Below are 13,566 nucleotides of genomic sequence, written 5' to 3' on the forward strand. Positions count from 1 at the left end.
TGTGGTGATCCCACCCGAAACATACTGCAGCCGCAGTGTAAAAAGCAGGTAAAGCGGCCAAGGGAAAATCCCCTGGCCGCTTCATTCTAGTCGCTCAGACGCATTGCTTATTCCGCAGCCTGGATCATGACGGCGCCCTTGAGGCCCATGCGTTCCGCGACGCCGAGGCCATAGGCCTTGTCGGCGAGGTAGAAGTGGATGATCTGGCGCTTCACGATCTCCTCCGGCACGCCCTGCATCGCTTCCGCGATGTTGTCCATGAGACGGCTCTGCTCCTCCGGCGTCATGAGGCGGAAGAGGTTGCCGGGCTGCGTGTAGTCGTCATTGCCGGCGCGGTGGTCGTAGCGGTCCGCATTCCCTGAAATCTTCAATGGCGGCTCGGTGGCGCGCTGCGTCTGAACCGGGCCGTTGAAGGAATTCGGCTCGTAATAGGCATCGCCGCGATTGGGCGCGTCGAAGAGCATCGCGCCATCCGCATGGTAGTGATGCACGGGGCAACGCGGGCGGTTGACGGGAAGCGCCTCGTAATGCGTGCCGACGCGATAGCGGTGCGCATCCGCATAGGCGAAGATGCGGCCCTGCAGCATCTTGTCGGGTGAGAAGCCGATGCCGGGCACGATGTTCGACGGCGAGAACGAGGATTGCTCCACCTCCGCGAAATAGTGGGCGGCGTTGCGGTTGAGCTCGAGCACGCCGACTTCGATCAGCGGATAATCCGCATGCGGCCACACCTTGGTCACGTCGAAAGGGTTGTAGGAGGTCTTGTCCGCATCCGTCTCCGGCATGATCTGCACGCAGAACTTCCAGCGCGGGAAGTCGCCGCCCTCAATAGCCTCGTAGAGATCGCGCTGGGCGCTCTCACGATCCTTGGCGATCATGTCCGCGCCTTCGGCGTTCGTCCAGGTCTTGATGCCCTGCATGGACTTGAAGTGGAACTTCACCCAGAAGCGCTCACCTGCCTCGTTGATGAACGAATAGGTGTGCGAGCCGAAACCGTGCATGAAGCGGTAGCCCTGCGGCAGGCCGCGATCCGAGAACAGGATCGTCACCTGATGCAGGCTCTCGGGGCTGAGAGACCAGAAATCCCACATGGCTTTCGGCGAACGCAGATTCGTGGCGGGGTGGCGCTTCTGCGTGCGGATGAAGTCGGGGAATTTCAGCGGATCGCGGATGAAGAACACCGGCGTGTTGTTGCCGACGATGTCCCAGTTGCCCTCTTCCGTATAAACCTTCAGCGCGAAGCCGCGCACGTCGCGCTCGGCGTCAGCCGCGCCGCGCTCGCCGGCGACGGTGGAAAAGCGCAGGAAGACCTCCGTCTGCTTGCCGACTTCGGAGAACACCTTCGCCTTGGAATATTTCGTGATGTCGTTGGTGATGGTGAGCGTGCCATAGGCGGCAGAACCCTTGGCGTGCACCACGCGCTCCGGGATGCGCTCGCGGTTCTGGTGTGCCAGCTTCTCGACGAGCTGGTAATCCTGCAGCAGAAGCGGGCCGCGCTCGCCTGCGGAGAGGCTGTTCTGGTTGTCGGCAATCGGCGCACCGGCCGTGGTCGTCATCGTGGTCTTGGTCATGGTCGTCCCCATTGAGTGGAGGCACCATGCCGGGGCGTGGCAATAAGGTCCAATTGGATTGATTACAAAGAGCGATCAGATATTCTTATCGCCGTCATGATCACCCTTCGACAGTTACGATATTTCGAGGCGCTCGCGCGCACGCAGCATTTCGGGATGGCGGCCGACCAATGCGCCGTGACCCAGCCTGCGCTTTCCATGCAGATCAAGGAACTGGAGCGGGAACTCGGCATCGAGCTCGTGGAGCGGCGCGGCAATTCCGTGGTGCTGACCTTGGCGGGGCAGGAGATTGCCGCGCGGGCGGAGACAATCCTGGGTCAGGTGCGGGAATTGTCGGAGTTGGCGCGCCAACATCAGGGTGTGCTCTCCGGCCCCATGCGGCTCGGCATCATTCCCTCGGTCGCGCCTTATCTCCTGCCTGCGATCCTGACGGAAGTGCAGCAGCATTATCAGGCGCTCGATCTGCAGATCCGCGAGACGCAGACCGACACATTGGTAGATGAGCTGTCACGGGGCGCTCTGGATGTGATCCTGATCGCGCTACCGACTCAGAACACACAGCTTGAAGCCATGCCGCTCTTTGATGATCGCTTCCTCGTGGCGGTGCAGGCTCAGGCTGCCGATCAATGGGCCTCGAAGGATCTGCTGGAATGGATCGGGCAGGAACGTCTGCTTCTGCTGGAGGAGGGCCATTGCCTGCGCGACCAGGCGCTTCACTATTGCCAGATTGCCAACAGGCAGGCGCGACAATCTCTCGGTGCGGCATCGCTCACCACCATCATGCAGATGGTGGCAGCGGGCCATGGCATCACGCTCTTGCCTGAACTCTGCGCGGAAGCGGAAGTCGACCGCCAGCGCGTGGCGCTCATTCCATTTCCCAGCGATCCGCCGAAACGCAGCTTGGGCCTTGTGTGGCGGAAGTCATCGGGGAGGAAGAAAGATTTCGCGGCTCTGGCCGATCTCATCAGAAGCGTGCGCCAAGCGCAGGCGGCATGACAAAAGAAAAGGCTCCCCGACTCTCGTCGGGAAGCCTCTTAAGATCAGGAGCGATTGGCTTTAGCAGCCCGTGAGCTTCACACGCTCCACTTCGAGGCCGAAGAGCGGGCGCACGCGTGTGCCTATCACATTGCCCGCGAAGGCCGCGACGAGCCACACCCAGCCGTGGAAGCTGCCGGATGCGATGCCGGAGAAATATGCGCCGATATTACAGCCATAAGCCAGGCGCGCGCCGTAGCCGAGAAGCAGGCCGCCGACGATGGCGGCAGCAGCCGAGCGCAGCGGGATCTTCCAGGTGGGTGCGAAACGTCCGGCGAGCGATGAGGCAAACTGAGCGCCGAGGATGATACCGAAATCCATCACCGTCGTGATGTCATTGAAGATGCTGCTGTTCAATGCGGCCTGATTGGCGGGGCTCGACCAATAGGGCCAGCTTGCCACGTCGAAGCCGATGAAAGCGGCGATCTTCGAGCCCCAGAGGGCGAAGGCCGAAGTGACACCCCAGGGACGGCCCGCGAGATAGAGCGTGACGAAGTTCAACAGCGCCAACGCCACCGCACCCGCAACGATCGGCCAAGGGCCGCGCGTGAAGCGTGCCAAGCCATGACGCGGCGAGGGCGCGGATTCGATGAGCCTGCCGTGGCGGCGCTTCTCGAACACCACGGTGATGGCGGCAATGAGCGCGAAGACGGTGAGCTGCACGGCGAGCGCCGTCCAGGGGCCCCAGAGCTCGATGATGGAGATCTTGGGCAGGCTCGGCAGCGCCGTCCACCAATGCAGATGCGCTGCGCCGATGGCGGAGCCTGCGATGAAGGCAGCAAGCGTGATCACCATGCGCGTCGAGCCGCCACCGACAGTGTAGAGCGTGCCGGAGGCGCAGCCGCCGCCGAGCTGCATGCCGATGCCGAAGATGAAGGCGCCGAACACCACGCCGATGCCGGCGGGCGAGACGTTGCCGGCGACCGGCTGGCCGAAGAGAGTGCCGGAGGCGAGCACGGGGAAGAAGAGGATGGAGGCAATCGCCAGCATCACCATCTGCGCGCGCAGACCCTCGCCACGCCTGTCTGCGATGAAGACGCGCCAGGCGGAGGTAAAGCCGAAAGCTGCATGATAGAGCACAAGGCCAAGCGCCGCGCCGAGCACGTAGAGGGCAGCCTGCTTCGGATTGATGATGGCCCCCAGAAGGGCCGCGCCGCCAATGATGCCTGTGGCGGCAGCCAGGGACGCCGGAGCATTGATGGTCGAGCTTGTCCGGTTTCCGACGGAAAGAGGTGAAGCCACTGCCGAGCTGGACATTGACGTCTTCCTTGATTGCATAGGTGGAAGAGAAAGGCCTTTGTGGCCTGCGCCATGAACATGTGGTTCTTTTTAAAGAACGTCAATAGTTGTATTATTTAATAAATGCGCATTTAAATAATGTGAAATAGGGCGGGATTGCCTATCCCGCTCCCCCATCCGATGTTTCCTTCACATCCCAAGGATCGACCTTAAGCATGTCCATCAAGCCCGACCTCCCCGCCGCCATCGGCAACACGCCGCTCATCAAGCTCCGCCAAGCCTCCGAGGCGACCGGCTGCACGATCTTGGGCAAAGCCGAGTTCATGAATCCCGGCCAGTCTGTGAAGGACAGGGCGGCGCTGTTCATCATTCAGGATGCGGTGAAGCGCGGAGCGCTCCGTCCGGGCGGCGTGATCGTGGAGGGAACGGCGGGCAATACGGGCATCGGCCTGGCACTCGTCGCCAATGCGCTCGGTTTTCGCACGGTGATCGTAATCCCCGAGACGCAGAGCCAGGAGAAGAAGGACATGCTGCGGCTCGCAGGCGCCGAACTCATCGAGGTGCCTGCCGTGCCTTATGCGAACCCGAACAACTACGTGAAGGTCTCGGGACGTATTGCGGAGCGCCTCGCCACTTCCGAGCCCAACGGCGCGATCTGGGCGAACCAGTTCGACAACGTGGCGAACCGTCAGGCGCATATCGAAACCACCGGTCCGGAAATCTGGGAGCAGATGGGCGGAAAGGTGGATGGCTTCGTGTCGGCCGTTGGCACCGGCGGCACGCTCGCCGGCGTGGGCATGGCGCTGAAGGAGCGCAATTCCCGCATCCAGGTGGCGCTCGCCGATCCCATGGGTTCTGCCATTGCGAGCTGGGTCACGACAGGCGAGCTGAAGGCCACGGGCACATCGATCACGGAAGGCATCGGTCAGGGGCGCGTCACGAAGAATCTCGAGGGTGCACCTATCGATATCGCATTCCAGATTCCCGACGAGGAAGCACTACCGATCGTATTCGATCTTCTCGAATATGAAGGCCTGTGTGTGGGCGGCTCGTCCGGCATCAACGTGGCGGGCGCGATCCGCCTCGCCAAGCATCTGGGTCCGGGGCATACCATCGTGACGGTGTTGTGCGATTACGGCACGCGCTATCAGTCCAAGCTTTTCAATCCGGCCTTCCTGCGCGAAAAGAACCTGCCCGTGCCCGCATGGCTGGAACGCACGTCGCAGATCGATCCCGGTCTCGTGTAACAAAAAACGCCGCGCTCACTGACACGGGCGCGGCGCATGCATGAAGCGAAAGGCTGTTACGCTGCGGACGGCGTTTCCGTTTCTGTCGTGTCTGTCTCATCTGCCCGCATCTGATTCGAGCGGGAGAAATGGACCTGCGTGCGCGGCGCCTGCACGGTCTCGGCTCTTGCTACAACGTTCTGAAGATCCGCTTGAATGCTGTCGAGAAGATCGATCATCCATAGTTCGCTGGAATCGATCTTGTCGCGCAAAGCCGATTTGGCGATGTCCACTTTCGCGGAAATTTCCATGGGGCTGCGGGATTGCAGGGTGCTGAAATCCTGCTCGACGGTCGTGAGCTCGACGAGAAGCTCGTCGCGCAAGGCGCGCTGCTCGTCCGCGGTGATCAGGGGCGAATTCAGCATTCCGCGCAGGGCCGCCCACCGCAGGCCGAGCGCGCTCACGGATTGAGTGCTGCTGAGTTCTGCGAGCTTTTCATTTTCTGCCACGGGATCATCCTTCTTGAAATCAACTGAATGGAACCGTGACAGAAAGCGCGATGGTTGTGGCGTGAATCGGGCAGAGGCTCGAGAAATGCATGAACCGCGCGCGAAAACAGCACGCGCGGTTAACGAATTCAGCGAATAAAGAAATACAGTGTCAGCACGACGCCGACTCCGATCACGAGCCAGCGGATGACGTTGGTCGGGAGGCGACGGCCGAACACGACGCCGAGATAGCCGCCGATGACCGATGCCGCGCCGACGATGAGCGTCTCGGGCCAGCTCACGAGACCGGCGGCGATGAAGAGCACGACGGCCACGAGCTGGATCAGCGTTGAGCAGAGATGCTTCGCCGCGTTGATGAGATGAAAATCGTCGCCTTCGGTGATGGCCAGCGCTGCCAGCATCACGATGCCCATGCCCGCGCCGAAGAAGCCGCCATAGACGGCAACACCCGTTTGAAAGGCGAGGCCCCCAGCCCAGGCGCGCGTGGACGGATGCTGTCCCTCGCTTTTCCCGATGCGCCGGGCGAGCGCCACGATGCGCGGGCTTGCGGCAAAGAGCAGAGTCGCGAACAGCAGAAGCCACGGCACGAGCTGCCGGAAGGCTTCGTTGTTCGTGACCGTCAGGATGTAAGCGCCACCCAAACCGCCGATCAGACTCACGATGCCTAGAGCCGCGAAGCGGCGTATGTTGGCAGCGAGCTCTTTTCTGTAGGCCCAGGCGCTCGACAGGTTCGCGGGCGTGACCGCTACCGCGCTGGTGGCATTGGCGACCACCGGCGGCAGACCCGTCGCCACGAGAGCCGAGAAGGTGAAGAAGGTGCCGCCACCCGCAATGGCGTTGACGAGTCCCGCCGCGAGACCCGAAGCGGCAAGAAGCGCCGCAGAGGAGAGTTCCATGATCCGATCAGTCTGCCGAGATGAGAAGACAAGGTGGGAGCTTGGACATAGCACCTAAGGCTCCCCCCGCCCATTGAGCGAACGTCTAGCCAAGATAATGGGACAAAAAACCGCTGCCTAGCTTCGGAAAGCGCTCGCTTTCCTGTGGATCGCAGCTTGGGCGTCCATTGCTCTCAAGGCCTGGAAGGCGGATTTTAGAACACATGTCGAACATCATTCCCCTCGCCCCGCGCCTGAAACAGGCCAAGGCCCCCGCCTCCGAGGCGGAGGAGCGGGCGGCGCTGGCGGCTGATCTTATCGATCTGGTCGAGCGTGTGCGGGAAATGACCGAGCATGTGGCTGCTCTCTCCGGCCCTTCTCTTCAGATCCAGCAGACGGCCCAACATCTGCTGGATGCCGGTACCGCGCTGGAGCGCGCCGTCGAGTCCCTGACCGAGAACGGCGAGTGGGTGCCGTTCTGAAAGCCGCGACGGCTTCCCTCTATTTCAGCGCCTCCATCCGCTCTTGCGCCTGAGCCATCCCGAGATCGCGGGCGCGCGCATAAAATTCCTGCGCCTTTGCCGCATCCCCCCTGATGCCGAGAACATGCAGGCGCGAGAGGACATTCGGATCGAAGGTTTCCGCCATCAGGAAAGCCGCGCGGGGATTGCCGCCGGCCAGCGAGCGTTCGAGCAGAAGCCGGGCGCCGCTCACATCGCCCTTGCCGAACAGTTCTTCCGCTCGGATGACCAAGCGATCCTCAGTCTTCACAGGCTCCGCAGGTTTCGGCTGAGCAGGCAGCGGCTGCACGGCGCCGGGCAGGGAGGCGACCACGACGGAAGAGGGTTGAGCGGCTGGCACAGCCGATGTGACGTCCGGTGCCGCAGGCTCGATTAGCGGCAGGGCGGGCTCGACAGCTTGAGCCATCGCTTCGGCTTTCGGGAGCGGTGCATCCGCTCCCTTCTCGGTGATCCTGAACACGAGCGGCGTCGGGTTCGGCTCGAAGGGCTCGCGCAAGGCGCGCAACTCCCCAAAAGCATCGCTCAGTTCCTGAACCAGCATTTCGCTGCGCATGGTTTCCTGCGCCAGTGCCTTCTCCATCTCTGCTATGTGGGCCGATGCCGCTGCAGCTTCGCTCTTGGATGATTGCAATGCGCGCAATTCCTGCGTCACGGCGGCGAGCTGACGGGTAGCATCGTCGCTTCTCGCCTGCTCCTGACGCAGGCGCGCTTCCAGTTCCGCATTATTGTCCGACGGCGCCGCCGGCACTTGACCGCGTGCTTCCAGAAGGATGCGGTAATCGTTCTGCAGGGTCGCCAGCTCGCGGGTGGCCGCCTCGCGCAGCTCCTGCTCTCGCTGCAGGGCTTGCTGCATGTCGAGGACGGTTGTCGTCTGCGAAGACGAATCCGTTTCAAGGCGCGTTTTCAGCTCATTGTTCTCCTGCATGAGATCCGTGAGCGTCTGCGCGATCAAGCCGCTATAGGCTTGCTCCCGTTCGAGAGCCCGCTGCAGTTCGGAATCGGCGGCGCTGCAGGCTGAAGGTGTGGTCGCCTGCTCCGCTAAGCTGGGAGTTTTTGCACCTGGTGCCTGCGCATAGGCGGGAGCAAGAGGTGCAAGGCCGATCAATGTGCCGATGAGCAGTTCGGCGGTGAGGCGTTTCGATGACGATGGATATTGCCCATTCATGGCGGACCTCCTTCGGGGTGCCGAAGGCTGCCGAGAGCCTTCGGCTTAGGGTCCAGATTTGGGATGGATCAGTCCTGCCGGACGGCTCTGCGGGTCAAACGCTGGCGGTCGCTTTGCCAGGCGAGGAACTCGCGAAAGAGGGCTTCCCGCTGCTCCGCCGTTACGGTGATCCCACGGCTGTTCATGAAGCTCTCGAAGCTTTGGCCCTGGGGGAACGTGCTACTGGTCGTCGCCGCGCGATCGAGCCAATCCTGCGCCGGTTTCACACGCTCCCAGCCGGGCACGTCGGCTGCAAGATTGACCTCCTTCCATTTCGGATGCCGGCCCGGCTGCAGGAATTCATCGAAGCGGGAGAAGAAAGCGTTCACGAAGCGCCGGACGCGATTGTAGCGGTCGGAATTCTCGGGCCAGTTGAAGACGGCGAGCAAGCTGCCGACCGCGAGCGTGTCGATGGCTGTTCCGGAATCGACGAGCTGCGGATAATCCTTGGTCTCGAATTTGGCCGGGAAGTAGGATTCCGCGATCTCACCCTCGAAGGGGATCGGGAGAAGATGGAAGCGCCCTTCGGTCTGGAATTCCGCAATCGCCCGGACAGGGCGGCCCGCCACATAGACGGCGGCCTGGATCTCTCCCGATTTCAGCTTCGCGTAGGACGAGGCCTGATCGAAAGTCGCGACCTCAGGCTTGATCCCGAGCTTTTCGAAAATCAGGCGTGATGTCAGGTTCGTGCCGCTGCCGGCCTTGTCGATATTCACCTTCTTGCCGTCGAGCTGGCGGATATCCGTGATGTCACGGTTTGCGATGATGTGGACCTCCTCGTTGTAGAGGCGGGTGATGTAGCGCAGGTGCTTCACCGCATTGTCCTGCAATTTGTCGGCCTTCAGCTGCTCGCGCGCATCCATCTGCACGATGCCGATATCGACGCCGCGCAAGAACATGATGTCGCGCAGGTTCTGCAGGGAGCCGCGCCCGATCATCGGCAGGACGCGAAGCTCGTCGCCGTCGAGCACATTGGCGAGATCGGCAGCGATGCGGATATAGGTGCCGTCGGCGCCGCCCGAAATGATCCCGAGCGTGCCGGTATTGGCGCGGGAAGGGTTGAAATCAGACGCGGTCTGCGCCGAGCTGCCGACGAGACTCGAGGCGAGAAAAGCTGCGGCAATCACAGCCTGACGCGACAGGCGATTGAAAAAAGGGCGTGCCGGGAAAGCGGCGGCAGAAACTCGATTCGACATTCTTGTCCTCCCAAGACTCCATTGCCTGGACGGCCTTGCGGCTTTTTTGTCGATCGTTCTGTCTTCGCAAACTGGATCTATGAAAATAATCTTCACAATTCAGAAAACAAAACGAAGGAAGACAAATCCTATGCTTCTCAAAAGCATGGTCAATTGAGCGTCTCTTATTTGTTAATACGCAAGAAGTGCTAGTCACTACTCACAAAGGGATAGATTTTATCTTTATATTCCTTGCGGAAGTTCAATTTCTTATTCGCTGAGCGCGTCCAGCGCCCCACGAGATGGGCCTGCCCACATCAAAGTTTAAGAAAATTCTTCGCATCGGGCGGGTCCTTTAACGGTCCATTAACCATAACCGTTCGAAATCAGAGGGTATTAAAGGAATTTGAACTCCCGTGACCATCGCCGTTCGCCCCCGTCCCGCTCTTCGCTTCCGTGGCAGGTCCTTTCTGGCCCTGGTCCTCGCGCCTGAAGTGCCGTTGAGGGACTGGCTCGAGGATCTCGACGCCGTGTCGGAGCGTTCGCCCGGATTTTTCTCCGGCCGCCCGATCATTGCCGACGTCTCCAACCTCAAGCCCTCGAAATCCGAGCTGAAATTTCTGCTGGCCGCCTTCAAGATGCGCAACATCCGCATCATTGGCCTGGAAGGCGCCGCACCTGAGAACGTCGAACCCGACATGCCGCCGCAGATCAATGGCGGCAAGCCTGCGGGAGAGATCGACATCAACGAGGCAGCCGAGAATGCAGTCGCGGCCGCGTCACCGGCAGCCCATTCTCCCGCCGACGACAAGACGCTGATGATCGAAGGCTCGGTTCGTTCAGGTCAGTCGATCCTGCATCCGGAAGGCGACGTGACGGTTCTCGGCTCCGTCGCCTCGGGTGCCGAAATCGTGGCGGGCGGTTCCATCCACGTTTACGGCGCGCTGCGCGGCCGCGCGATCGCCGGCTGCACGGGCAACAGCCGCGCGCGTATTTTCTGCAGAAAGTTCGAGGCAGAGCTCATCGCCGTCGATGGACTCTACAAGACCGCCGACGATCTCGGCACGAAATTCCACGGTCAACCCGTCCAGGTGAACCTGGATGGCGATTCGATCATCCTGAAAACCCTGGATTGATAACAGAGAAAGAGAGACGACAATGGCCAAAGTCTTGGTCGTAACTTCCGGCAAAGGTGGCGTTGGCAAGACCACGTCCTCGGCAGCTTTGGGCGCGGCGCTCGCACATGGCGGCGACAAGGTCGTCGTTATCGATTTCGACGTCGGCCTGCGCAATCTCGATCTCGTCATGGGCGCCGAACGCCGCGTGGTGTTCGACCTCATCAACGTGGTGCAGGGTGATGCAAAGCTCTCTCAGGCTCTCATTCGTGACAAGCGTCTCGAGAACCTCTCGCTTCTTCCCGCCTCGCAGACCCGCGACAAGGATGCGCTGACGGAAGAAGGCGTCGCAAAGGTCCTCAACGAACTGCGCGAGAAGTTCGACTGGATCATCTGCGACAGCCCGGCCGGCATTGAGCGCGGCGCCACGATGGCCATGCGCCATGCGGATGTGGCCGTCGTCGTCACGAACCCGGAAGTGTCGTCGGTGCGCGATTCCGACCGCATCATCGGCCTCCTCGATTCCAAGACCGAGAAGGCTGAGAAGGGCGACCGCATCGAGAAGCACCTGCTGCTGACCCGCTACGATCCCGCCCGCGCCGAGCGCGGCGAGATGCTGAAGGTCGACGACGTGCTCGAAATCCTCTCCATCCCGCTCATCGGCATCATTCCGGAGAGCGAGGAGGTGCTGAAGGCATCCAACATGGGTTCGCCTGTCACCCTCAACAATCCCGCGAGCGCGCCGGGCCGGGCCTATTTCGACGCCGCGCGCCGCCTCAAGGGCGAGACCGTCGAAATGACGATCCCGAACGACAAGAAGGGCCTGCTCGGCAAATTGTTCGGACGGAGGGCTGCATGAGCCTCATGAGTTTCTTCAATCGGCGCAGCTCCGCGCCCGTGGCGCGAGAGCGCCTGCAGATCCTGCTGGCGCATGAGCGCGGCATTGTCGGCGGTCAGCCTGACTTGGTGGCAAAGCTGCGTGAGGAAATCCTCGCCGTCGTCCGTCGCCATGTGATGGTCGAACACGACAACGTTCAGGTGAAGATGAACCGCGATGCGGACATCTCGACCCTGGAGATCGAGGTCGAGATTCCGGCTCCGGTCGGGGCTCGCTGAACCGCGCATCACTGACAATCAAGCGGCCCTTTGCTGAAGCAGAGGGCCGCTTTGTTTTAAGGCTGATTGCTCCACACGCCGATCTTCGCCTCGCGCGCGTGATTGGCCGCGGCCTTCAGTTCCGGCGTCGCCTCCGCCGTCGGCTGGCCGCCGCCGTTGAACAGAATGACCCGCGAAAGGTCCTGCTCGCCGACGCGGCAGCGATAGGTGTCGGTGCCGCCCGCAGGTTGGCAGGTGACCTCGCGTCCTTGAAGATAGGTGGTGAGGTCTTCCGGCTTGCCTGCGCCCGGCGCCCACTCGACGCCGAAGAGGCGCACCACTTCGCCCTCCAGCGACAGGGTCGCGGTGTCGATCACATCCGGCACGCCTTTCAGGCTGCGTCCGCCGGACGAGCGCGGCGCTGCAGCCAATGTATTCGCAGTTTGATTAGAGGCGAGAGCACCCGTCTCAGACGGGCCTTCGGTGCTCGCCTGCGTGGTGTTGTCCGGACGAAGGAGGAGGAAAGCGCCAATGCCTAGGATCACGAGAACGACCGCCACCACGCTCAGAGCAAAGCCGGGGCGACGTGAGACTGGCTTATCCTGGAGATTATCGTGCAGATTATCAAAGAAGGCCTGCGCTCGATCGGCCGAGGCCGACAACCCCTTGCGGACATCCGCGAGGGGAGCCGCGTTTAGAACACTGGATGTCTTCAATCGCTTCGACATCCGTCTGGACCAGCTATGGAAGCGAACCTTGCCCTTGTTCCAGCGGGCGAGGGCGTGCGTTTCGCGTGATGGCTTCGCAGGATGCTCGGATTTCGGCGCGCCGGAATCGAGCGTTAACCAATCCCGCTTCAGCTCCTGCGTCGAAGGTGGTGTCTCGCGATGGTTCGTCTCGCTGGCAGTCATCTGAGGTTTCGGCGAGGTCTTGAACAGCACCGGGTGAAGGTTGCGCAGTTCGTTGATGAGATCGGCCAGGGTGAAAGGAACCTGTTTGCCCTCCCTCTCGATCACGCGCGGCTGGCCGCTCCCATCGATCACGGTGAGCTTCAGGTGGCCGTCGACGCTGGAGGGGCGTAGCGAAGACTCGATGATGAGTTCGAGGGCGCGGCGCGCATCGTCGGTCGGATTGATCCTGTCGACTTCGGCATGGATGAGAGCGCGCATGCGCTCACGCAATTGAACCGCATTCCCGACAGGGGTGTTGCCGAGGTCGTGAGATGTGTTGCGAGATGAGACGACATCACTCATGCGATGAGCCCTCTGACGCAAGAATGCGCCTGCGGCTTTGCGTGAGCAAGGTGCTGTGCTCCGCGACGATCACAGGCTTCTGGCCGATGAATTCCACGATAAGCTGCAACGCTCCCGATCCCTCCGAAATGCGCCGACGCTTGGGATTCGTGGCGCTGTAATCGAAAACAGCATGGATCGTGCAGATTGTTCCATCAGGATTGCATTGCGTGCCGATCGCATCCTCGCGGGGGCGGTATTCGCGTTCGGGCCAGCGCTGGATGAAACGCTGCTTCTCCTTGTAGAGACGCTCCAGGCTCACCGTGCGGCCATGATAGAGGATACGTGGGGCATAAAGCTCGGCCGTGGCGCTGAGCGCGATGTCGTTCCGCGCGGACCAACTTGCCAGGTAATCGATGGCGAAGTCCTTGGCCGAGGCGGCCCGTGACCGACGCTTCTCATCCTGCGGAGCGGATGGCCGCTCAGCTGATTTCGGCTGCGTGTCGGATGACGCGGGCGGTGATGCTGCCTGTGGAGGCTGCGCTTGTTGGGGCGGTGCAGGCGCAGGCGTGGGTGAGACCGGAGGCAGCTTGAGGGGCTGTGCTTGAGAAGGCGTCGGGGACGAGCGGCCTGTCTCGCTCGGAGGGTCAATCCACGGCCTTGCACCTTGCGCGAGAGCCATAGTGCCGCCCGCGCAAAGCGCGACAATGAATGATACCGATGTCAGCAGCCGACCAGCCTGCATGGGATGTTCCGAACAGCTTTCTCA

At 61.7% G+C, this 13,566-nt stretch carries 14 protein-coding genes; 6 read left to right on the top strand and 8 right to left on the bottom strand.

From position 1 onward, the window contains the following. Positions 1-107: 107 nt before the first annotated feature. The gene (locus tag MJ639_RS06275; protein WP_243369450.1) at positions 108-1,571 is read right to left on the bottom strand and encodes a catalase; all 1,464 of its coding nucleotides are present in this window, start codon (positions 1,569-1,571) and stop codon (positions 108-110) included. A 96-nt stretch (positions 1,572-1,667) separates the two neighbouring features. On the opposite strand from MJ639_RS06275, the gene MJ639_RS06280 reads away from it, so the two are divergent. After that, positions 1,668-2,567: a LysR substrate-binding domain-containing protein gene (locus MJ639_RS06280; RefSeq protein ID WP_243369451.1), complete on the top strand. Its 900-nt coding sequence runs from the start codon at positions 1,668-1,670 to the stop codon at positions 2,565-2,567. 60 nt (positions 2,568-2,627) lie between these two features. On the opposite strand, the gene MJ639_RS06285 is transcribed toward MJ639_RS06280, so the two are convergent. Beyond that, positions 2,628-3,863 (bottom strand): YeeE/YedE family protein, encoded by a 1,236-nt coding sequence (locus MJ639_RS06285; RefSeq protein WP_243369452.1) that lies wholly within the window; start codon positions 3,861-3,863, stop codon positions 2,628-2,630. 197 nt (positions 3,864-4,060) lie between these two features. Between MJ639_RS06285 and MJ639_RS06290 the strand changes: the two genes are divergently transcribed. Then, positions 4,061-5,092, top strand: coding sequence for a cysteine synthase A (locus tag MJ639_RS06290; protein ID WP_243369453.1), 1,032 nt, complete (start codon positions 4,061-4,063; stop codon positions 5,090-5,092). Between the two features lie 56 nt (positions 5,093-5,148). On the opposite strand, the gene MJ639_RS06295 is transcribed toward MJ639_RS06290, so the two are convergent. Both MJ639_RS06295 and MJ639_RS06300 read right to left on the bottom strand, forming a co-directional pair. Beyond that, positions 5,149-5,580 (bottom strand): hypothetical protein, encoded by a 432-nt coding sequence (locus tag MJ639_RS06295; RefSeq protein ID WP_243369454.1) that lies wholly within the window; start codon positions 5,578-5,580, stop codon positions 5,149-5,151. Between the two features lie 128 nt (positions 5,581-5,708). After that, positions 5,709-6,476, bottom strand: a complete 768-nt coding sequence (locus MJ639_RS06300) for a sulfite exporter TauE/SafE family protein (protein WP_243369455.1) — start codon at positions 6,474-6,476, stop codon at positions 5,709-5,711. A 203-nt stretch (positions 6,477-6,679) separates the two neighbouring features. Between MJ639_RS06300 and MJ639_RS06305 the strand changes: the two genes are divergently transcribed. Next, entirely contained in the window at positions 6,680-6,937 is a 258-nt protein-coding gene (locus MJ639_RS06305) for a hypothetical protein (protein WP_243369456.1), read from the top strand. Positions 6,938-6,956: 19 nt separating this feature from the next. Here the strand turns inward: MJ639_RS06305 and MJ639_RS06310 are convergent, their stop codons facing one another. Continuing rightward, entirely contained in the window at positions 6,957-8,141 is a 1,185-nt protein-coding gene (locus tag MJ639_RS06310; RefSeq protein WP_243369457.1) for a hypothetical protein, read from the bottom strand. Between the two features lie 68 nt (positions 8,142-8,209). Beyond that, the gene (locus MJ639_RS06315; RefSeq protein ID WP_243369458.1) at positions 8,210-9,376 is read right to left on the bottom strand and encodes a TAXI family TRAP transporter solute-binding subunit; all 1,167 of its coding nucleotides are present in this window, start codon (positions 9,374-9,376) and stop codon (positions 8,210-8,212) included. 395 nt (positions 9,377-9,771) lie between these two features. Here MJ639_RS06315 and minC point away from each other — a divergent pair, with 395 nt between their 5' ends. From minC to minE, 3 genes are read left to right on the top strand one after another with little or no spacing between them, the layout of a single operon-like run. Then, on the top strand, positions 9,772-10,491 hold the full coding sequence (gene minC, locus MJ639_RS06320; protein WP_243369459.1) for a septum site-determining protein MinC: 720 nt from the start codon (positions 9,772-9,774) through the stop codon (positions 10,489-10,491). A 22-nt stretch (positions 10,492-10,513) separates the two neighbouring features. Next, positions 10,514-11,329, top strand: coding sequence for a septum site-determining protein MinD (gene minD / locus MJ639_RS06325; protein ID WP_243369460.1), 816 nt, complete (start codon positions 10,514-10,516; stop codon positions 11,327-11,329). Continuing rightward, positions 11,326-11,586, top strand: coding sequence for a cell division topological specificity factor MinE (gene minE, locus MJ639_RS06330; RefSeq protein ID WP_243369461.1), 261 nt, complete (start codon positions 11,326-11,328; stop codon positions 11,584-11,586). Before minD ends, minE begins: the two co-directional genes overlap by 4 nt. Positions 11,587-11,642: 56 nt before the next feature. Here minE and MJ639_RS06335 read toward each other — a convergent pair whose 3' ends face one another. Together MJ639_RS06335 and MJ639_RS06340 are read right to left on the bottom strand one after the other, a co-directional pair. Next, positions 11,643-12,818, bottom strand: coding sequence for a thermonuclease family protein (locus tag MJ639_RS06335; protein WP_243369462.1), 1,176 nt, complete (start codon positions 12,816-12,818; stop codon positions 11,643-11,645). Further along, complete coding sequence (locus MJ639_RS06340; RefSeq protein WP_243369463.1) at positions 12,811-13,542, bottom strand: hypothetical protein; 732 nt, start codon at positions 13,540-13,542, stop codon at positions 12,811-12,813. The genes MJ639_RS06335 and MJ639_RS06340 overlap by 8 nt, the downstream gene beginning before the upstream one ends. Positions 13,543-13,566 lie beyond the last annotated feature (24 nt).

Origin of the sequence: Microvirga solisilvae, assembly GCF_022808595.1 — a bacterium.
GTDB classification, from domain to species: Bacteria; Pseudomonadota; Alphaproteobacteria; order Rhizobiales; family Beijerinckiaceae; genus Microvirga; species Microvirga solisilvae.